Origin of the sequence: Chamaesiphon sp. (genome assembly GCF_041737865.1) — a bacterium.
Lineage (GTDB): Bacteria > Cyanobacteriota > Cyanobacteriia > Cyanobacteriales > Chamaesiphonaceae > Chamaesiphon.
This window is the reverse complement of sequence record NZ_JBGSQZ010000259.1, coordinates 1-21,722: the sequence shown is the minus strand read 5'-3', so window position 1 is coordinate 21,722 and position 21,722 is coordinate 1. Positions and strand designations below refer to the sequence as shown.

At 44.7% G+C, this 21,722-nt stretch carries 18 protein-coding genes; 10 read left to right on the top strand and 8 right to left on the bottom strand.

Annotated features, from left to right (window positions below):
- Nucleotides 1-2 precede the first annotated feature (2 nt).
- From sufC to sufB, 5 genes are all read right to left on the bottom strand, one after another.
- The gene (gene sufC / locus ACEW9J_RS19630) at nucleotides 3-782 is read right to left on the bottom strand and encodes a Fe-S cluster assembly ATPase SufC (RefSeq protein WP_373546783.1); all 780 of its coding nucleotides are present in this window, start codon (nucleotides 780-782) and stop codon (nucleotides 3-5) included.
- 77 nt (nucleotides 783-859) lie between these two features.
- Nucleotides 860-1,447 carry a Uma2 family endonuclease gene (locus ACEW9J_RS19625; RefSeq protein ID WP_373546782.1) on the bottom strand — a complete coding sequence of 196 codons (588 nt, stop codon included), beginning with the start codon at nucleotides 1,445-1,447 and terminating at the stop codon, nucleotides 860-862.
- A gap of 59 nt (nucleotides 1,448-1,506) precedes the next feature.
- Complete coding sequence (locus tag ACEW9J_RS19620; RefSeq protein ID WP_373546781.1) at nucleotides 1,507-2,073, bottom strand: Uma2 family endonuclease; 567 nt, start codon at nucleotides 2,071-2,073, stop codon at nucleotides 1,507-1,509.
- A gap of 116 nt (nucleotides 2,074-2,189) precedes the next feature.
- Nucleotides 2,190-2,588 (bottom strand): hypothetical protein, encoded by a 399-nt coding sequence (locus ACEW9J_RS19615; protein ID WP_373546780.1) that lies wholly within the window; start codon nucleotides 2,586-2,588, stop codon nucleotides 2,190-2,192.
- Nucleotides 2,589-2,648: 60 nt separating this feature from the next.
- On the bottom strand, nucleotides 2,649-4,088 hold the full coding sequence (gene sufB / locus ACEW9J_RS19610) for a Fe-S cluster assembly protein SufB (RefSeq protein WP_373546779.1): 1,440 nt from the start codon (nucleotides 4,086-4,088) through the stop codon (nucleotides 2,649-2,651).
- A 215-nt stretch (nucleotides 4,089-4,303) separates the two neighbouring features.
- On the opposite strand from sufB, the gene sufR reads away from it, so the two are divergent.
- On the top strand, nucleotides 4,304-4,951 hold the full coding sequence (sufR, locus tag ACEW9J_RS19605) for an iron-sulfur cluster biosynthesis transcriptional regulator SufR (protein ID WP_373546778.1): 648 nt from the start codon (nucleotides 4,304-4,306) through the stop codon (nucleotides 4,949-4,951).
- Between the two features lie 11 nt (nucleotides 4,952-4,962).
- Entirely contained in the window at nucleotides 4,963-5,208 is a 246-nt protein-coding gene (locus ACEW9J_RS19600; protein ID WP_373546777.1) for a hypothetical protein, read from the top strand.
- Between the two features lie 416 nt (nucleotides 5,209-5,624).
- On the opposite strand, the gene purF is transcribed toward ACEW9J_RS19600, so the two are convergent.
- Complete coding sequence (purF, locus tag ACEW9J_RS19595; RefSeq protein WP_373546776.1) at nucleotides 5,625-7,109, bottom strand: amidophosphoribosyltransferase; 1,485 nt, start codon at nucleotides 7,107-7,109, stop codon at nucleotides 5,625-5,627.
- 406 nt (nucleotides 7,110-7,515) lie between these two features.
- Complete coding sequence (locus tag ACEW9J_RS19590) at nucleotides 7,516-7,728, bottom strand: hypothetical protein (RefSeq protein WP_373546775.1); 213 nt, start codon at nucleotides 7,726-7,728, stop codon at nucleotides 7,516-7,518.
- Nucleotides 7,729-7,742: 14 nt separating this feature from the next.
- On the opposite strand from ACEW9J_RS19590, the gene ACEW9J_RS19585 reads away from it, so the two are divergent.
- The 4 genes from ACEW9J_RS19585 (at nucleotide 7,743) to ACEW9J_RS19570 (ending at nucleotide 14,582) form a co-directional block, all read left to right on the top strand.
- The gene (locus ACEW9J_RS19585; protein ID WP_373546774.1) at nucleotides 7,743-9,359 is read left to right on the top strand and encodes a hypothetical protein; all 1,617 of its coding nucleotides are present in this window, start codon (nucleotides 7,743-7,745) and stop codon (nucleotides 9,357-9,359) included.
- A gap of 179 nt (nucleotides 9,360-9,538) precedes the next feature.
- Nucleotides 9,539-10,468 (top strand): UDP-glucuronic acid decarboxylase family protein, encoded by a 930-nt coding sequence (locus ACEW9J_RS19580; RefSeq protein ID WP_373546773.1) that lies wholly within the window; start codon nucleotides 9,539-9,541, stop codon nucleotides 10,466-10,468.
- A gap of 146 nt (nucleotides 10,469-10,614) precedes the next feature.
- On the top strand, nucleotides 10,615-12,000 hold the full coding sequence (locus ACEW9J_RS19575) for a UDP-glucose/GDP-mannose dehydrogenase family protein (RefSeq protein WP_373546772.1): 1,386 nt from the start codon (nucleotides 10,615-10,617) through the stop codon (nucleotides 11,998-12,000).
- A 224-nt stretch (nucleotides 12,001-12,224) separates the two neighbouring features.
- On the top strand, nucleotides 12,225-14,582 hold the full coding sequence (locus ACEW9J_RS19570) for a GumC family protein (RefSeq protein WP_373546771.1): 2,358 nt from the start codon (nucleotides 12,225-12,227) through the stop codon (nucleotides 14,580-14,582).
- 168 nt (nucleotides 14,583-14,750) lie between these two features.
- Here ACEW9J_RS19570 and ACEW9J_RS19565 read toward each other — a convergent pair whose 3' ends face one another.
- Nucleotides 14,751-15,353: a peroxiredoxin gene (locus ACEW9J_RS19565; RefSeq protein ID WP_373546770.1), complete on the bottom strand. Its 603-nt coding sequence runs from the start codon at nucleotides 15,351-15,353 to the stop codon at nucleotides 14,751-14,753.
- Nucleotides 15,354-15,544: 191 nt separating this feature from the next.
- Between ACEW9J_RS19565 and ACEW9J_RS19560 the strand changes: the two genes are divergently transcribed.
- From ACEW9J_RS19560 to ACEW9J_RS19545, 4 genes are all read left to right on the top strand, one after another.
- A complete protein-coding gene (locus tag ACEW9J_RS19560; RefSeq protein ID WP_373546769.1) occupies nucleotides 15,545-16,306 on the top strand; it encodes a sucrose-phosphate phosphatase in 762 nt (253 codons plus the stop codon).
- A 315-nt stretch (nucleotides 16,307-16,621) separates the two neighbouring features.
- A complete protein-coding gene (gene topA, locus ACEW9J_RS19555) occupies nucleotides 16,622-19,285 on the top strand; it encodes a type I DNA topoisomerase (RefSeq protein WP_373546768.1) in 2,664 nt (887 codons plus the stop codon).
- 217 nt (nucleotides 19,286-19,502) lie between these two features.
- The gene (plsX, locus tag ACEW9J_RS19550; RefSeq protein ID WP_373546767.1) at nucleotides 19,503-20,549 is read left to right on the top strand and encodes a phosphate acyltransferase PlsX; all 1,047 of its coding nucleotides are present in this window, start codon (nucleotides 19,503-19,505) and stop codon (nucleotides 20,547-20,549) included.
- 36 nt (nucleotides 20,550-20,585) lie between these two features.
- Nucleotides 20,586-21,593 carry a beta-ketoacyl-ACP synthase III gene (locus ACEW9J_RS19545; RefSeq protein WP_373546766.1) on the top strand — a complete coding sequence of 336 codons (1,008 nt, stop codon included), beginning with the start codon at nucleotides 20,586-20,588 and terminating at the stop codon, nucleotides 21,591-21,593.
- Nucleotides 21,594-21,722: the final 129 nt, after the last annotated feature.

Genomic DNA, 21,722 nt, shown 5'->3' with positions numbered 1-21,722 from the left:
ACTTAGCCCACTGTTTGAGGTTCTGTCACCCAGTCATAACCTTTTGCTTCCAATTCCAGCGCGAGTTCCTTACCGCCACTAGTCAGGATTTGCCCATTCGCCATCACATGTACGAAGTCAGGAATGATATAGTCGAGCAACCGCTGATAGTGGGTGATTACCAGCATCGAGTTATTCTGATTCGATAATTGATTGACACCGCTAGCAACAATTTTGAGCGCGTCAATATCCAAGCCAGAATCGGTTTCATCGAGAATCGCCAGACTGGGTTCGAGGATTGCCATTTGCAGAATTTCATTCCGCTTTTTCTCACCACCAGAGAAGCCCTCATTCACGCTCCGGCTAAGGAAAGCAGGGTTCATTTTGACAATCTCTAATTTATCCTGAATCAAGTCGTCAAAGTCAAATACATCTAATTCTTCCAATCCGCGATGCTTTTGACGAGAGTTGTAAGCCACCCGCAGGAAGTCGAGATTACTCACACCAGGAATTTCGAGCGGATACTGGAAAGCCAGGAATACACCAGAACGTGCCCGATCTTGCGGTTCTAAGTCAAATAAATTTTCACCTTTGTAAGTAACTTTCCCCCCCGTAACTGTATAGGCAGGATGTCCGGCGAGTACTTTAGATAACGTACTTTTCCCAGAACCATTCGGCCCCATAATTGCATGAATTTCACCAGCTTTGATTTCGAGACTTACACCATTTAAGATCTGGGTATCATCGACGTTTGCGGTAAGGTTCTCGATCGAGAGGATAACTGGACTATTAGGATTAATCATATTTATATTTTTTAATTGAGTTTTAATAATGCTCGATCGAGTTTGAATAGTCTCTTATTTTAACAGACATAGCTGAATTAGTTACTCTCGGCTTCTGTAGTCAGAGTTATACCTTCATAAATTCGCTCGATCGGGAAAGTCAGGTTTACACTTTTAAGTTCGATGTTATCCCCTGCTTGATAGTTAATAATCTCCCAACTTCCACTTTCAGTTTTGCGATAAAGATCGACCTCCATCTTCTCGGAGCCAACCAATACATAATCTTTTAAAATCGGATTTTGACGATACATTCTAAACTTACCACCTCTGTCGTAAGCTTCTGTACTTTTCGATAACACTTCAATAATTAAGCATGGATAAGTAATATATTGAGTAGTAGCTTTATCTCGATCGTCACAAGTAACACTTACATCTGGATAAGTATAGTCATTTGATTCAACGATATTCACCCGACAATCAGAATTGGCTGCCTGACAAGCACCTCCACTAAGGTGATTATCTAATAAAGCACCAAATTTCAGGGCAATTCGACTATGGTTAACAGTCCCACCAGTCATGGCATAAACTTCACCGCCGAGATATTCATGTTTTTCTAATTGTTGTTCTTCCCAAGCGAAATATTCTTCGGAAGTAAATCTTGGAGTATTATCTTTTAGAGCAACCATGATGTAGATATCTTATTTTATAGCTTTTTTAATTTATGTATTATATTTACAGATCGATATTATCCCACCTTCAACCAGTTAAATATCCCACCTACGGTCAATTTAATCGATCGAGCGAATTCAGGTACAATTAATTCAGCTTCTAGCAGATCCACTACTTGTACTTGTCGATCGGGTTGATAAACTAAGATCATCTTCTCAGCCGGATCGACTAACCAGCCTACTTCAGTACCATGCTCTAAACAATGAAGAATATTCCTATTTACTTTAGTCGTGCTTTGATCTGGAGATAAGATTTCAATTATCCAATCGGGTGCTGTTGCCACAACATTAGCAACCTCACCATCATCATCTTTAGGAATATTCTCATTCTTTAAGACAACTACATCAGGAACGATCGATCTCCCACCAAAAGTACATCTTAGTTCTGGAAATGCGATCGCTATCTTTGCTTCCATTAAAATTGAATTAATGAAAGTAAGTAGTTTCATCCTCAACAAACTATGTTTTCCTTGAGGCATTGGCTTTTGAACTATCTTCCCATCAATATATTCACTCGCAGGTTTAGTTTCTGGAAGAGCCAGAAAGTTTTCTAAAGTAAGATTCTTTACAGGTGTCACAACCATTTTAAAACTCTAATTTTGTAGGGTAGGCATTGCCCACATTTAGCTTTTGATCGAGTTCAAATATCTATCAAAATTTATAATTGGTTAGCAATGCACTCATACAGATTTATTAAGTATTAACTTAATATATTCTTTGACACATCGCCTGTTTCAACGAACTCCATCAACACTTTCATGACAACATCATATTCTGTACAAACCATTCGTGAATCCCAGAAATCACCTAGTATATCGACTCTTTCCCGATCAATAAATGTATTTGTATAAGTTCGTACATTCTGATCCTCTTCATCTTCCTCATCTAAAAGTAAAAGAAAATAGCCTTTTTCAGCACGAATCTGTAAGCTTTGAATCCCAATCTCATGGGCATGAATAATTTCAAGGTTGATCGTGCCAGCCTTGCTAGTTATTTCACTCATTACTTTTAGAACATCGTCTAAAGTTGCTTCTCGATTTGTGCCACCATGAGAAGTTGTTCCAGAGACAATTGCCCATGATAAACAAATAGGGATCATTTCTCATCTACATTTAAGGTTTTGTAGGGCAAGCATTACTCGCCCTACAAAGAAAACAATTTAACCTACAGTACCCTCTAACTTCAGACTCAATAATCTGTCGGCTTCAACGGCAAATTCCATCGGAAGTTGATTAAAGACATCCTTACAGAAACCACTAATCATCATCGAAATCGCATCCTCTTGGGAAATCCCCCGTTGAGCGAAGAAGAATAACTGATCTTCACCAATCTTAGAAGTAGATGCTTCGTGTTCGACTTTGGCGGTTTGATTCTGGACTTGGATGTATGGGAAAGTATTCGCTTGCGCTCTGTCGCCAATTAGCATCGAGTCGCATTGAGAATAATTTCTCGCTCCTTTAGCTGTCGGATTCATTTTGACTAAACCGCGATAGCTATTCTTCGATTTACCTGCGGAAATACCTTTGGAAATAATCGTACTGCGGGTATTTTTGCCCACATGGATCATTTTAGTTCCGGTGTCGGCTTGTTGGAGATTATTAGTCAGCGCGACGGAGTAAAATTCGCCGACGGAGTTGTCGCCGACTAAGACGCAACTGGGGTATTTCCAAGTAATTGCCGAACCTGTTTCTACTTGCGTCCAAGAAATCTTGGAATTGACACCTTTACACAAGCCGCGTTTGGTAACGAAGTTGTAGATACCACCTTTACCAGTTTCGTCGCCAGCATACCAGTTTTGGACGGTGGAATATTTGATTTCGGCGTTATCTAATACCACCAATTCGACGACGGCGGCGTGGAGTTGATTGGTATCGAATGCGGGTGCGGTACAACCTTCTAGATAGGTAACTGATGCACCTTCATCGGCGATGATTAGTGTCCGTTCAAATTGGCCGCTATCGCCTGTATTAATGCGGAAATAAGTGGATAAATCCATTGGACATTTGGTACCTTTGGGAATGTAAACAAAGGAACCGTCACTAAATACGGCGGAGTTTAAGGCTGCAAAGAAATTATCGGCGATCGGGATGACACTTCCCAAGTATTTTTCGATCAGTTCGGGATATTCTTTGACTGCTTCGGAAATCGAGCAGAATACCACGCCTTCTTTGGCTAATTGTGCCTTAAAGGTGGTGCCGATCGAGACGCTATCAAATACCGCATCGACAGCGACGTTGGAGAGTCGCTTTTGCTCGTTGAGGGAAATCCCCAATTTCTCAAAGGTTTCGAGGAGAATGGGATCGACTTCATCCAAACTGTCCAATTTTTTGGCGGCTTGTTTGGGAGCGGAGTAATAGATGATATCCTGGTAATCGATCGCGGGATAGTCCACATGCGGCCAAGTGGGTTCGGTCATCTTGAGCCACTGACGATAGGCGCGCAGGCGGAAGTCGAGTAAAAATTGTGGCTCGTCTTTCTTGGACGAAATTAACCGCACGATGTCCTCATTCAAGCCGCGTGGGATCTGGTCTGACTGAATATCAGTGACAAAGCCGTATTTGTAGGGTTGATTGACTAAGTTTTGGACTACAGTACTCATCGATCGCCTGTGTTCTCTCTAGAATAAGGATGGTTAAGGTGTCTGGCTGGGACAGACAAAATATCGTATAATTAAACAATAAACTGATTGTTTAACCTATTAGTCTTATTGTATCGTAATTTAACAACATAGTTGTTGCTAAAGTAGCAAAACTAGAGAAATTTTTAATATTTGTACGTCTGCGCGCGACCATTATCTCCACACCCAGCACCGATATGATGACAGAGCAGCATTCCACCAAGCAGGATATCCTCGAATATCTCCTCAAACAGGGACAAGCCATCGCTCAAGATTTGGCTACCTCACTGGATATTAGTCCTCAAGCAATTCGCCGCCATCTCAAGGATTTGGAAACCGAAGGCTTAATCGTCTATCAGTCTGTCGCTTCAGGCACGGGTAGACCCCAGCATATCTATCACCTGAGTCCCAAAGGACGCGATCGCTTCCCAAACCAGTACGATCGATTTGCGATCTCGTTCCTAGACACTTTAGTCGATAATCTCGGCTACGAGCAAGCCAGCGAAATAATACATCAGCACTGGCAAAAGAAAAGTATCGACTATCGGCAGCAGCTCGGCGATGGCATCCTCATCGAGCGAGTAGCAAAGCTAGTGGAATTGCGCCGTCAAGAGGGTTATATGGCTGAGTATCACCCCTTTAACGGTCAAGATGATAAATTTATCCTGACTGAATATAACTGCGCTATCTCCCAGGTAGCGACATCTTTTCCGGCAGTATGCGGACATGAATTAGAAATGTTCGCAGCCGCTCTAGAAGATTGTCAAGTTGAACGCACGCACTGGCTGGTCGATGGCGAACATCAGTGCGGTTATTTAATTTCGATGACTAATACAATCGGTTGACATTTACAGACATGAATAACGAACAATATCTCACCCACGCTGAAGCTGTAGAAGTAGACAAAGCTTTACTCTCTACTCACGAGAAATTTTTGACGCGGATTACGATTTCTTCGATGAGAATGCTCAAACAGATTGCTGATGCGGAGCAGGTAGAAAAAATTGAAGATCTGACCCCTCAACAAATCATCAAATGGTTCGAGCGGGATGCTGAGTTGAAGCGATCGCAAGGGGATACCGCAGGTTCTCTCCAGTGGTAATGTATTGTTAGATTGTTCGATCTTCAGCAGAGATCGCAAAAAATCGCATCCTTTAGCATTCTAAATAGCACTAAACTACCACCAGCAAATCCAGCGAGCTGAATTCAAGTAAACAGGTATGAGAAATAACCAAGTGCGATTGGGATAGAGTTCGTGCGACTAGAAGTAAGTACCGCATCGGTGATATTCCAATCTAGATATTCCCAGAATGAGATAACATCTCTTGCAAAAATACCATCTTGCTCGGTATCTATCGATTAGACATATTTGGTGGCGATCTCGACGATGGCAAATAGCTTAAAGGCTGCTGGATTTTTAGGCAGCGTCTTCATTTTTCGCCCGACTCGTTTAATATGCCCCCAAAATGCCCCTAATCGATCTATGCCTTCTGATTAGATTAAGCCGTAACTATCGCTCTAACCTTTTGTGCCCACTTCAAGCATTAATTTCGATCGCTTGACACCATCGGGAATTTGGACTGGGTAGTCACCTGTGAAACAAGCCGAGCAGAAGCTATCGGGATCGCGACCTGTGGATGAGAGCATTCCTTCCCACGAGAGATATGCTAAAGTATCGACACCGATTTGCTCGGCGATCTCGGCGACAGACTTGGTTGCGGCAATTAGTTGATCTTGAGTATCGGTATCGATGCCATAGAAGCACGGATGAGTCACAGGCGGGGAAGAAATTCGCATGTGAATTTCAGTAGCTCCAGCATCGCGTAGAGCTTTGACTAATTTCCGACTGGTAGTACCACGGACGATCGAGTCATCGATCACAATTACCCGTTTTCCCTTGAGTACATCTTTGAGGGGGTTTAATTTCATCCGAATTCCGGCTTCCCGCATCTCTTGAGTGGGTTGGATAAATGTCCGCCCCACGTAGCGATTTTTGATCAAGCCTTCCGCATAGGGAATGCCCGATGCCTCTGAAAATCCGATCGCCGCAGGTATCCCCGAATCAGGTACGCCAATGACGAGATCGGCATCATGAAATGATTCTTTGGCTAATTGCTTGCCCAGTCGCATCCGGTAACTGTAAAGGCTTTCATCATTTACCCAGCTATCGGGACGAGCAAAATAAATCATCTCGAAAATGCACAGTTTCGGCTGGATTTTTGGTGCCCAATCGATCTCTGTGACACCGCGATCGGTAATCCACAGCAGTTCGCCCGGTTTGACATCCCGTTCGTAGTCTGCACCAATAATATCTAGCGCACAAGTCTCTGAAGCTACTACATAATGATCGATACGATCGGGCATAATCCCCAACACCAGCGGACGAATCCCGTGCGGATCGCGGATTGCCATGATGCCATCAGGAGTGGCGATCGTCAGACTAAAGGCACCTACACATTGCCGACAAGCAGCAATTGTCGCCTCTACCCAGCCTTTACCAGCATTGACTTCTTCCCGAATCAACAGGGCGATCGCTTCTGAGTCGATCGTGGTACTGGGTTCGCAGCCTCTGGCGGCTAGAGTTTCCAGCATCTGAGCAGTGTTGACAAGATTACCGTTATGTGCTAAGGCAAGCTTTCCTAATCTGGTCTCGACAATTACTGGCTGGGCGTTGCAACGGCGGCTCGATCCAGTGGTCGAATAACGGGTATGACCGATCGCTAATTGCCCAGGCAATTTTTGTAAAATTTCTGGACTAAAGACATGAGATACCAGCCCCATATCTCGATGTTCGTGGAGCTGCTGCCCCTCAAAGGTAGCGATTCCTGCCGACTCCTGTCCGCGATGCTGGAGCGCGTACAAACCAAAGTAGGTCAGTTTCGCAACTTCTTGTCCAGGAGCATAGATCCCAAACACTCCACAGGCTTCTTCAGGTTTGTCACTAGCATTATCGGGATCTAGATCGGCACAGAGATCGAGGCGCAAGTCGCAATCAGGAATCATGAATGGCTACAGTAGGGAGTGGTGGCTAAATGGTGAAAATTGTTGAGGCTGAACGAATGAGATGTAAAGTGGGCGATCGTCTCAGGACTTCCTAGCCCTAGCATAACCGATGATTGTGTCTAAATATACACAGTTAATAATATCGATAAATATTATTGCCATTACTCGATCGGAGAATTAAATCTGTCAGCTATGTACCGTCGATCGAACAGTAATCGCTACGTCCAAATCATTAGCACCTATAAGTAATGCTGATATTTAATATCTTGATTCAAATAAATTAAACATCAGTGATTTAGAATTATTAAGAATTTATTAATATTATATTAACGATAGCACGAAACCAGCCGAAGTTTGGATGAACCGGATTTGGTATTACAGCTCCATCCAGCATCATCCCCAGAAATCAGAGCCAATTGGTTGTATTTACTTGCTGCTCGCCGCTGTTTGTGGCATTATGAGCGTGCAGTTGGGTGGGATTGTCGCGATCTCCATGCCCAATCTCAGCACAAAATGCTACCAAATAGCTCAATCCCGATTGTGACATTAGCGCGTTGGCATCGCCTTCGCGGATCGGGAGCGATATCGCCATTGTCAACGACTGCAATCGACAATCCATAACCGATAACTGTAATGTCAAATCTCCATTGGTTAGACCTGAGTGAATATATTGCGATCGCCTTGGCAGTGGTAGGATCGATCGCCGCCATCGGATCGGGCAATTGGATCTATGCCCTAGTGCCGATTCTCATCAGTCTGATCCTCAGTGCTGGCAATCGGTGGCGATTGAATCAAAACCTCCGCCTCTACGATCGAGCATTAGAGCGCAAGCTCGATGCCGAACTCCAACAACAAGGCGAAGTCCTCCAGCAAGAAATCGCTCAAGCACGGAGTTTCGCAACAGCTTTAGTCAAACAAACTATGGCTGCCCAAAAAAATTCTGCACCTGTCGCGCTAGCTGCTGGGACGCAAGAGGCGGCATTAGAGCAGAAATTTAATTTGCAAAAGCAATTGATGCAATCGATACAGGATCGCGTCACTGGAGTCGAGGGCAGTCTCAGAGATGTTGTCGATCTGCTAGAGGGCACCGCCCTAGACGAGCGAGTAGAGTATCTAGAACGCCATTTAACCCAATCTCCGCAGGGGATCGATCCAGTCGAATTAGAGCGACCAAAATCTCGTCGGATCGCTCCTCCTGGCGATCGTCAGCTAGAAGTAGATATTACTCCGCTATTCGAGATGATTTCGGAAGATTTGATGTCTAGTGACTTGATGCCTGAGAGTCTCACTTCTGGAGATTTGAGCGGCGATTTGTGGTCTAAACCAACTTGGAATTTGCAACAGACAATTAATGCCCACAGTGATTGGGTCAGATGTCTGAGCTTTACGCCAGATGGTGCCAAACTAGTTAGTGGAAGTTTTGACAAAACAATTAAATTGTGGCAATTAGCTACAGGTACGGCAATTCACACGCTCACCGACCATCTCAAGGGTGTATTTGCCTTAGCCGTCAGCCCTAATGGTAAGCTCCTGGCCAGTGGGAGTTGGGATGAGTTAATTAAGTTGTGGGATTTGGAGACTGGTACTCTCCTGGGCAACTTGACCCAGCATCAGGCCTCAGTCAGATCTTTAGCGATCGATCCCGACAGTAAAATCTTAATTAGTGGTAGTTTTGACCAAACGATCGTCTTATGGAGTCTACCAGATGGTAGCGTAACTAAAATCATCAGCGATCGCGAACCAGTTGCCGCGATTGCCTTGAGTGCCGATGGGAAATTCTTGGCTAGTACTGGTGATGACGGGACTGTGAAAATCTGGTCGATGACTTCGGGCGAACAGATCGCTCACTCCAAAGGGAATAAACATTGTATTGGCTCCTTGGTTATCAGTCCAGACTCACGGACGATCGCCGCAGGTACCGTTAACGGCTATGTGGTCTTGTGGCAACTCCAAAACCTGGAAAACAGTCAACTACCAAAGATCGAGCTGTCTGGGACGATTAAAGCCCACGCTGGACAAATCAATGCTTGTGTCTTTAGCCCTGATGGTGGGTATTTGATTACGGGTAGTGTCGATGGCAAAGCCAAAGTTTGGTATCGAGGAGAGGATCTCAGCTTCAGTGATAAAGCTCGCAGCATCCTCAAAGGCGATCCAGGTCGTTCGGTGATGTCAGTGGCGATCTCCCCCAATAGTCAGGCGATCGCCATTGGCGGTGCTGATGGTACAATCCAACTTTGGCAGCGAATCTAACGAGGGTAGCCTCTTAGTCAGTCGGATGGGTCGCAACCAATACTATTTTGCCAGTCTTCACAATGTTCTTACTCAGCCAAATCTATGGACGATGTTGCCGATCCATCAATCTTAGGGAATAATACTGAAGACACTACCATTGCACCTTTAGACCAAATTAATTTTAAAAATTTTAGATTATGCGAATTTTAGTTACAGGTGGTGCAGGGTTTATTGGTTCTCATCTAATCGAGCGGTTGATGGGAGAGCAACATGAAGTGATTTGCTTGGATAATTTTTATACTGGAACTAAGAGTAATATCAGTAAATGGTACGGTCATCCAAATTTTGAATTTATTCGTCATGATATTACCGAACCAATCCGGCTAGAATTAGACCAAATCTATCATTTAGCCTGCCCAGCATCTCCAGTTCACTATCAGTCCAATCCGATCAAAACAATTAAGGTAAGTTTTCTCGGTACATCGAATATGCTTGGACTTGCCAAACGCACCAAGGCAAGGTTTTTATTAGCTTCCACTTCTGAAGTATATGGAGATCCAGATGTTCATCCTCAACCTGAGGAATATCATGGTAATGTTAACCCGATCGGGATTAGATCTTGTTATGACGAAGGCAAGCGGATTGCTGAAACGTTAAGTTTTGACTATCACCGAGCGCACAATATCGAAATTCGGGTAGCCAGAATCTTTAATACTTACGGCCCCCGCATGTTGGAAAATGATGGTCGGGTAGTTAGCAATTTTATCGCCCAATCTCTGCAAGGAAAGCCATTAACGGTCTATGGAGATGGCAGCCAAACTCGCAGTTTTTGTTATGTCAGCGATCTAGTCGATGGACTAATGAAACTGATGAATGGCGATCGGATCGGCCCGATCAATCTGGGTAATCCTGAAGAATATACCATTCTCCAACTTGCCGAGAAAATCCGCGACAAAATTAACCCTGGTCAAGAAATTATCTTTAAGCCGCTACCTCAAGACGACCCTAAACAGCGGAAGCCAGATATTACTAAAGCTAAAAATTGGTTGAATTGGCAGCCAACTATCTCTCTAGAAGCTGGATTAGCGGAGACAATTGCTGAATTCACACAGCGACTGAAGGTTTAAACAAAATTGACGATCGATGGTCTCAAGCGCAGAGGATTACAGGTACAATCGGGCTTTAATCATAGCTCGGCTCGACCCTCCTAGCGACAAAGCTACGCTAACAAATTTAAATACTGAGTCACACTAAAATTGGGGGTATATTCAAAATGCGTGTTTGCACTATCGGAACTGGTTACGTCGGCTTAGTTACAGGAGCTTGTCTGGCACATATCGGTCATGATGTCATCTGTGTAGATAATAATCCAGCGAAAGTGGAGCTGATGAAATCTGGGCATTCTCCCATCTATGAGCCAGGACTATCAGATATCATGCAATCGGCAATGTCTACCGGACGATTGCAATTTACTACCGATTTAGCATTGGGAGTCGAGCATGGCGAGATTTTGTTTATTGCGGTAGGTACGCCACCGCTACCTAATGGTTCTAGTGATACTCAGTATGTAGAAGCCGTAGCTAAAGGGATCGGGCAACATCTCAATGGTGATTATAAAGTAATCGTCAATAAGTCTACAGTCCCCATTGGTTCGGGTGACTGGGTAAAAATGCTCGTCCTCGATGGCGTCGCCGAACGGAGCAAGCAACCAACATTAGTTGGCGGTGGCACTCAACCAGATCGATTCATCCCCAAGTTTGATGTCGTCAGTAATCCAGAATTTCTCCGTGAGGGTTCGGCAATACATGATACGCTCAATCCCGATCGGATTGTTTTGGGTAGTAATAGTCAACAGGCGATCGATCTGATGCTAAGATTGTATGCGCCGATTATCGATCGTCTACATACTGAAGATGCGACTCGATCGCCCGTGTCAGTATTGGCAACAGATTTGGGTTCGGCAGAAATGATTAAGTATGCCGCTAATGCTTTCTTAGCCACAAAAATTAGTTTCATTAATGAGATTGCTAATATTTGTGAGCGGGTAGGTGCTGATGTCACACAAGTATCTAAAGGCATCGGCTTAGACTCTCGCATTGGTAATAAGTTTTTGAATGCTGGCATCGGTTGGGGTGGATCTTGTTTTCCCAAAGATTTAGCCGCACTCATCCACACTGGCGCAGATTATGGATACGATGCTCAATTGCTCAAAGCAACTGTAAGTGTCAACCAACAGCAACGGACTTTAGTAATTCAAAAGCTGCAAAGCTCTCTCAAAATTCTTAAAGGCAAAACTATCGGTCTACTTGGTTTAACTTTTAAACCCGATACTGATGATTTGCGGGATGCACCATCACTTGATATAATACAAATATTGATCGAGCTTGGCGCAAAAGTTAAAGCATACGATCCGATTGTTTCACCCCAATCTGCTACATTGCCATATTTAGCTAATGTCAACTTAGTTGATAGTCCACAATTATTAGCAACTGATAGTGATGCGATCGTATTGATGACAGAATGGTCGGAGTTTCAAGACATAAACTATCAGCAGCTAGCTGGACTAATGCGTTCGGCGATCGTGGTTGATTGCCGCAATTTCTTATCACCAGTAACACTAGCTCAAGCTGGTTTTCAACACATTGGCATTGGGTGCTAATTAATTAGAGATTACTCAGTACATGTATTTCTATGTACTGAGTATTTGGATAACTATACATTAGATATATCTGACCACCTACATTTTAGCAATCGATATATTTAAGGCAATATGTATCCAAGTTAGTCATTTTTTATGCCTCTTATATCCTACGATCGTTCTATCCCGATTACTTCAGCCATTTAGCGGTTTATTGCCCACCTGTTCTATCTAGTCTTTTTAACATGAAAGAAAGCTTTCCTGAGTTTAATCCTCCCAGACTAATGCAGTCCCCAGAGTCAGTAAAACCTCGCTCCAATGGCTTCTCTGAAGCACGGCAAGAGGAAGGAATCGGGATCGGTACGATTCTGAGCGGTTTGCGTAAATACTGGTACGCTTCGGTGCTGACTACCACTGTGATGATGGGGGCAATCGGTTATGCCACCGCAACCCAAGTCCGCATTTACAGATCTGCGGTGCAAATTGCGATCGACTTAAAAGGTGGAAACAGTTTTGCTGAAAAGTTAGCTCAAACCACTGGCGACAACGGGGGACAATCCGAAGATCGGGCGATTGCGATCGAGACTATCACTCAATCATTAAGAAGTAAAAGCCTGATCGAACAAGCAATTGCCCAGATTCCCGATCCGAAATTGCGTCCATCAGTCGCCCAAGTGTTGGGCGGATTGGCGATCCAATCAAAGCCAGATAGTAACGTTTTGACAGTCAGCTATACAGCTCTAAAGCAAGACGAAATTGTAGCGGTGCTGAATGGATTGAGTAAGGTTTACATTGATTACAGCATCAAAACCAAGAAAGCGCGAACCAATAACTCGATCGAATTTATCGAGTCGCAATTACCCGCTTCCCGCAAGCGGCTAGCGACTTCGGCATCACAAATTGAGGAATTTCGGATTAAATATCGGTTTGTAGATCCGGCTACTTCTGCTAGTGCGCTGGATGGCTACCGTCAAAGCATTGTTGCCAAAATCAACGACTCTCGTTCTACTTATTACCAAACACAGCAACAGTATCAAGAATTAAAAAAACAACTTAACTCAGTTGGATTATCATCGGATGGTAATTTAAGTACTACAATGTTGACTCAAGATAGTGCTTTCCAAGAACTATTTAAACAACTTAACGAGTTAGAGTTAAAATATAACCAAGAAAGTGTCCGGTTTAGCCCAGAAAACCCCCTGATCGTCGGCTTAAAGGAAAAACGTGATGGAGTACTAGTACTGTTAAGGGAACGCTCTCAACAAGTACTAAAACGGCAGGTAGACGATCGAGAATTAACAAAAAATGCAATTCCTAACGTTGGCAACAATTTGGCTCAAAATTTAGCCAACAAACAATCCGAACTAGAAACTAGCTTAGTTGCTCAAACAGCTCAAGCGCAAAGTTTGGAAGCAGTGTATCAACAAGTTCAAACCCAAATCGCCCAATTGCCAGGACTCCAAAAGCAATATACCGAGTTTCAACGGGAGTACCAAATCGCTTCGCAAGAACTAACAGCATTCTTGCAAAAAGTTCAAGAGTTAAAGATTGTTAATGCCGAGCAAGTTGTACCGTGGAGATTATTAGATCCACCAGAATACCCTGGTTCGCCACTTTCACCTGATGTCCCGCGTCAAATGGGATTGGGTGCGATCGGTAGTTTGTTGGCGGGTATATTGGTATCAGTTGGCTTGAATAAACTCGACGATCGAGTTGACAATCCTGATAGTGTCAAAGTGATGACTGGAATGCCAGTGCTATCGCTAATTCCCAAGGTAGACGATCTAGATCGATCTTCAGCGGTGCGGGGCGGCACCTTTCTGCAAACTGCTAAAGGTAAAAACAAAGATTATTCTTATTGGAGCTTTATTGAATCGATCCGAACTCTCGCATTAGGGATCGGGTTGACATCCGATCGCGAAGATAAGCAATCAGGTGGTAAAATCATCGCCATGACTTCTTCTTTACCGAAAGAAGGGAAATCAACGATCGCCTTCCACACCAGTAATACATTAGCAGAACTGGGTTATCGGGTCTTGCTGATCGATGCCGATATGCACAAATCTACCATCGCTCATTTGTGTGCCAATTCACCATTGTTCAAACGTGAAGATTGTGATAATTCGGATGGATTGAGCGATGCGATCGTGGGAACTTGTAACTGGAAAGATTTGATTAAAGTCAGCCCAGAATCAAAATTACATGTGATGTTTTCTGGCAAACAAACAGTTAGCTCGATCGTCCTCTTTAATTCACCCCGATTGTTACGGTTGATGGAGGAATGGCGGGCAGAGTATGATTATATTTTGTTCGATACACCACCGATCGTCGGAGTTAGTGACACTCGATTGCTGTCGAGTTTGGTTGATGGACTAGTATATATTGTGAGCTTAAATGTCGCTCAGAAACAAATCATCGATCGGGGTATCGACATTATCTCCTCACTCAGAACTCCAGTGTTGGGATTGGCAATTAACCGAGTTGAAAATCATCATTCTGGATACAATAAGTACTATCAGTACTATCATGCCTCCAGCGATCTCTATGAAAAAACTAATAAGTCCAAGCTCCTCAACCCCGAACAGCAAGGAGTTGAAGTTTAATCGATCTCGCTAGCTATAGCGATCCCAACCGAGCGATTGAAGTTGGGGTAGGGGATGTTTGGCATCAGCCGTAACGCACCGTTGAGAGCTGTACTTTCCCCAACATATTAACAGCAAAATCTCACAAATTATCGCTCGGAAATTTGTCAATCCAAATGCACAACTGTTTTATTTAACACCAAAATATGCTTTAGATTCGATCGGGTGTGGATTCATCGTTCTACTACCTGGTTGCCAGTCTGCCGGACAAACTTCGTTAGGATTGGCTTGGACGTGTTGAATAGCCTGAAGTACACGCAAGGTTTCATCGACACTCCGACCAAATGAGAGATTATTGATCGTGGCGTATTGCAACACTCCCGATCGATCGATGATAAATAAACCCCGCAATGCTGCACCTAAATCTGGATCTAAGACGTTATACGCGCTACTAATCTCTTTTTTGAGATCGGAAATCAGCGGATAATTAATATCGCCCAAACCACCCATTTTTCGTTCGGTTTCAATCCAGGCTAAATGCGAAAACTCACTATCGACAGAAATGCCGAGAATCTCCGTATTGAGAGCCTGAAACTCAGCATATCGATCGCTAAATGCAATAATCTCTGTCGGGCAAACAAAAGTAAAGTCTAGTGGATAGAAAAATAGAACGACGTATTTACGGTAACTAGATAATTTAATTTTCTGGAATTGTCGATCGACAACGGCAGTTGCCGTAAAATCTGGTGCGATTTGACCTACTCTCAAACAGCCTTCGGTATAGTTATTCATATATTTATTTTCGATCCAATTAAGATGCTAGAGATGAAAATTGTGAATAATTTACAATTTGTGATAAATAGCTAAATTTTCTGATAAGCCGCCATCGGGTTTGATAAGTTCTCTGTATTTGGAGACTGGCTTTACACCAAAAATGCTAGTCTTGGGAACGGTAACATCAAAATCCAGACTTATCAGTTATTATGAGTCTTCTAACGCCGCTAGCATTGTTAGTTACAGATATCGACAATACCTTAGTTGGTGATGACAGTTCGCTTGAGAACCTAAATCAGATCCTCGATCGCTGTCGTCGAACTTGGGGCACTAAAATAGTTTATGCTACAGGTCGATCGAGAGCATCCTATCAAGAATTAGCCACCACCAAGCAACTCCTCACTCCTGATGCCTTAATTGCGGCGGTAGGTGCCGAGATTTATCTCGGCGCGTCTGCTACTCCAGATCCAGAGTGGATAAATAAACTAAGTGTCAATTGGCACCGCGAAAAAATAGTAGCCATCGCTAGCCAATTCGCCGATTTAGAATCCCAACCTCAATCCGAACAACGTCCTTTTAAAGTTAGCTATTATCTGTCGGCTAGTGTCGTTAGTGCAGTAGTGCCGAGACTACAGGCGTTAATATCCGATCGAGGGCTGGATGTAGAAATTATTTATAGTGGGAATAAGGACTTAGACATTCTCCCACGCGGTGGGGATAAAGGTACAGCAGTGCAATTTTTGCGCGGAGGGTGGCAGATCGAGCCGAGCCAGACAGTGGTGTGTGGAGATTCTGGGAATGATATCTCGCTGTTCAAATATGGGATGGAACGTGGCATCATTGTCGGAAATGCCCAATCTGAGTTACGGTTGTGGGATGAACTGCATCCGGCTGACTACCACTACCTCGCTGTTGCTCATTGCGCTGAAGGGATTTTGGAGGGACTAAAATATTTTCGATTTGTCGAATAGTTTAGTCAGTATGTGTTGGTAACTCCTCCTTTAGACAGAGCTGGAGTGGGATTCCCTTCATGTAGAGTTTTATCAAGATACATATTGCTCTTTAACTTTAAATCCAATCGGAGGAAGTGGGCACAGTGCAATCGATTGAGATTAGGATCGCAGCGTCGATTCTTCAAGGAGAGGCTACGCCAATGAGTCAAATATCGAGAACGACCCCCTTGACAAATTGACAAATATACCCCAACTTGCACAGTAGTAGCTGCTGTAGAGCAGTCACCCCACCCAGATTTTTTTATTAATTCCTGACGACCTCAAAACGCCCCTATGTCAACTCTCGTCATCGTCGAATCTCCCACCAAAGCGCGGACTATCAGTAAGTTTTTGCCATCTAGTTATGTGGTAAAAGCTTCAATGGGACACGTTCGCGATTTGCCCCCATCAGCCGAAGAAATCCCGCCAGAATACAAGTCGCAAAAGTGGGCAAACTTGGGAATCAATGTCGAGTCTGGGTTTGCGCCGCTGTACATCATCCCCAAAGACAAGCGCAAGATCGTTCAGGAATTGAAAACCGCGCTCAAAGGTGCCACCGAGCTGATTCTAGCAACGGACGAAGATCGCGAGGGTGAAAGTATCAGTTGGCATCTATTACAGCTACTCAACCCCAAAGTACCGACAAAGCGGATGGTATTTCACGAGATTACCAAAGAAGCGATCCAAAAGGCTCTAAAAAATTGCCGAGAAATTGACGAACAGATCGTTCACGCCCAAGAAACTCGCCGCATTCTCGATCGATTGGTGGGCTATACGCTCTCGCCGCTATTGTGGCGGAAAATTGCTGGCGGGTTATCGGCTGGAAGAGTCCAGTCGGTAGCTGTGAGATTATTGGTAATGAAGGAACGCCAACGACGAGCGTTTAAGTCAGCGCAATACTGGGATTTGAAAGCGTTACTGGCACATAACAAAGCCGAATTTGACTCGAAGCTGGTAACGGTAGATGGGGTGAAGGTTGCCACAGGCGCAGATTTCGATCCAAATACTGGAAATCTTTTAGCTGGGAAAAAAGTTAAAGTCCTTAACGGGATAGAGGCTAGAGCCTTAACCGAAAACCTCAAGGGTAAAACCTGGACGGTGAAAGGATTGGAAGAGAAACCAGTCACTCGGAAACCATCACCACCGTTTACTACTTCTACCCTCCAGCAGGAATCCAACCGCAAACTGCGACTATCCGCACGGGAAACCATGCGGGTAGCCCAAAGCCTGTACGAGCAGGGGTACATCACCTATATGCGGACAGATTCCGTGCATCTATCCGCACAAGCGATCGATGCTGCGCGTTCTTGCGTATTAGAAAAATATGGGCAAGAATATCTCAGCCCCCAGCCGCGCCAATATACCACTAAAGCTAAAGGTGCTCAAGAAGCTCACGAAGCGATTCGCCCTGCTGGGAGCAGCTTTCGGACACCGAGAGAAACCGGACTAGCTGCTAAAGAATTACAACTCTACGATTTGGTATGGAAACGGACGGTAGCTAGCCAGATGGCAGATGCACGTCAAACCCAGCTCAGTGTCGATTTACAGGTAGAGAATGCCGGATTTCGATCTTCCGGTAAGCGGATTGATTTCGCTGGCTACCTCAGAGCGTATGTCGAAGGCTCCGACGATCCTCATGCCGCGATCGAAGACCAAGAAATCATTCTCCCTCAATTAGTCAAAGGAGATCGACCCGACTGCAAAAAACTCGACGCGATCGACCACGAAACCCAACCCCCCGCTCGGTATACTGAAGCGTCGCTCGTCAAGATGCTCGAAAGTGAAGGGATCGGTCGCCCTAGTACCTATGCCAGCATCATCGGGACAATTATCGATCGGGGCTACGCTCAACTCCAAAGCAATGCCCTAGTGCCCAGTTTCACCGCCTTTGCCGTCACAGCCCTACTCGAAAAAAACTTCCCCGATCTCGTCGATCCTAGCTTCACCGCCCGGATGGAACAAACACTCGATGATATTTCCACTGGGACAACGCAATGGCTACCCTACCTAGAAAAATTCTACCTGGGTGAAAAAGGGTTAGAAAATCTAGTCAACCAAGGCTTCACCGATATCGATGCCACTCTAGCACGGACGATCGATCTAGATAATCTCGATGTCAAAGTCCGGATCGGTAAATTTGGCGCATTCATCGAAACCGAATCTGGGAATGCTTCTATTCCCAAAGATCTCACCCCCGCCGATTTAGCCCCAGAAACGATCGAGATGTTGCTCAGACAAAAGAGCAGTACCCCCGATACCCTCGGCAATCATCCCGAAACTGGCGAACCGATCTACCCCAAACTCGGCCCCTTTGGCCCCTATGTCCAACTCGGTGATAAAGAGGAAGATAGCAAGAAAAAACCCAAACAATCTTCCTTGCCCAAAGGCATGAAACTAGAAGATGTCACCCTCGAAATCGCGATCGAACTACTCAAACTCCCGCGCAGTCTAGGAGTTCACCCCGAAACAGGTGGCAAACTCCAAACCAACCTCGGTAGATTTGGGCCGTATATCCTTCACGATCGTGGTAAAGAAGGTAAAGAATATCGTTCCCTCAAAGCGACTGATGACGTCCTCACCGTTACAATCGAACGCGCTCTAGCGATTTTAGCCGAACCAAAATCCACCCGTGGCGGCAAAAAAGAACCCCTCCGCACGATCGGCAATCATCCCGACGATAATGAGCCTGTAGCGATTTTTAGCGGCCCATATGGTAAATATATCAAACACGGCAAAATCAATGCCGGAATCCCTGAAGGTGAGACAGTGGAAGGGATCAGTTTGGAGACTGCACTGAGTTTGCTAGTGGCTAAAGGTGGCACAGTTAAAAAAACCACAACCAAAGCTAAAACTACCGAAACCAAAGCTAAGACTACCGCAACCAAAGCTAAAACTACCGCAACTAAAGCCAAAACTACTACAGCCAAAAAAACCACCACAGCCAAGAAAGCTAGCTAGGAGCAGATTGAATCGATCGCAAGTATGCCAGTCGCCGGATCGCTTAGGATACTCTAGATCTAGTCCGCGTAGGCGGACTTTGCATCACCAGCGACGATTTCAATCGTTGTATCCTAACTGTCAACTGTCAACTGTCAACTGTCAACTGTTACAGTTCGATCGTGCGCCGAACTACCATATTCTGCTAGAATTTTGATGGTTTCTATCAGTGGCATCAATGGCTTCAACTCGCGCACGCATCGCACTTGACGCAATGGGTGGGGATGATGCACCCGCCGCCATGGTCGCGGGTGCGATCGCCGCCCAAACAGAATTAGAAGACGTAGACGTATTGCTAGTAGGCGATCCGGCGCAAATTCAGGCTTGTCTCGATCGACACCCAAATGCACCTAAGCTAGAAATTATTCCAGCCGAAGGGACGATCGAAATGCACGAAGAACCTTTGGGTGCTCTGCGGCGCAAACCTAAGGCTTCGATCAATGTAGCGATGCAGCTTGTCAAAGATGGTAAAGCAGATGCTGTAGTTTCGGCTGGGCATTCTGGCGCAGCAATGGCAGCCGCATTATTAAGATTAGGACGATCTCGGGGGATCGATAGACCTGCAATTGCCGCAGTATTTCCGACAAATCGCGCGGACAAATCCGTAGTGATTTTAGATGTGGGTGCGAATGTCGATTGTCGCCCCAAATACCTCGAACAATTTGCCGTGATGGGTTCGATCTATAGCCAATATGTGTTAGATGTTGAATCACCTAAAGTGGGCTTGCTCAATATCGGTGAAGAAGAATCCAAAGGTAATGAAGTTGCAATCAAAGCACATGAAAGCCTGCAACAGAATAAAAATATCAATTTTGTGGGTAATGCGGAAGGGCGCGATGTGCTCTCCGGTGATTTTGATGTGATTGTCTGCGATGGTTTCGTCGGGAATATCCTGCTCAAGTTTGCTGAAGCAGTAGGCAACATCGTCGTGCAGATGCTCAAAGAAGAGTTACCACGGGGACTACACGGCAAACTGGGTACAGCCTTACTCAAACCAAATCTCCAGCGTCTGAAAAAGCGCATTGATGCCGCAGAACATGGGGGTGGTTTATTATTAGGAGTAGAAGGAGTATGTATTATCAGTCATGGTAGTTCTGACGCTTTTTCGATCGCTAATGCCATTCGTCTAGCCAAAAGTGCCGTCGATAAAAATGTAATCGATCGCATCCAATCCTCGACTCGCGATAAAGCACCACCAAAAGAATCGATTATTGCTGGTGACTAGTCCGATTTTCCTCTATTAATCAATCCCCTAATCCACATGCCATCAAACCACACATCAATGGGTGTTACTTTTATTGGATGCGGTGCTGCTGTTCCAGAGACGATAGTATCCAATGATGAGCTAGCGCAGGTAGTAGATACCTCCGATGAGTGGATTTCCAGCCGGACAGGGATTCGACAACGGCATGTGAGCCACGATCGCGAGTCATTGGCTGGTTTGGCTACTCAGGCGGCTAATCAGGCTCTAGCAATGGCTGGAGTAGCTGTCTGTGATGTCGATTTGATCCTACTAGCAACCTCATCCTCAGAAGACTTATTTGGTACTGCTTGTCAGATCCAGGCGCAATTAGGCGCAACCAAAGCGGTAGCCTTTGACTTGACGGCGGCTTGTTCGGGGTTTCTATTTGGGGTAGTGACGGCGGCGCAATTCTTGAGATCGGGTGTCTATCGAAATATTCTAGTCATCGGTGCCGATTTATTATCGCGGTGGGTAGATTGGTCGGATCGCAATACCTGTGTATTATTTGGTGATGGTGCGGGTGCGGTGCTGATGCAGGGTAATGAAGATATCGATCGATTACTAGGGTTTGAAATCAAAAGCGATGGTACTCAAAATGCTTGTCTAAATCTTCCTTTTAAACCCGAATTACGCGAATTATTGCCTGGTGTTGTACTCACTCAAGGCAAGTATCAATACATCGCGATGAGTGGTAAAGAAGTCTATCGGTTCGCCATCAATCGCGTTCCCGATGCGATCGATAAAGTCATCCATCAAGCTAATCTCACTAATACCGATATTGACTGGCTGATTTTGCACCAAGCCAATCAACGCATCATGGATGCCGTCGCCGAACGCCTGCACATTCCGGCTGAGAAAGTAATTAGCAACGTTGCTAAATATGGCAACACTTCTGCTGCTTCAATTCCGATCGCCTTAAATGAAGCTGTCAGAGCTGGAAAAATTCAATCCGGTCACACGATCGCTACTTCTGGCTTCGGTGCGGGTTTAAGCTGGGGTGCTGCCGTCTTAAAATGGGGCAAGTAAATTAATTGATAATTGATAATTGATAATTGATAATTGATAATTGATAATTGATAATTGATAATTGATAATTGATAATTGATAATTGATAATTGATAATTGATAATTGATAATTGATAATTGATAATTGAT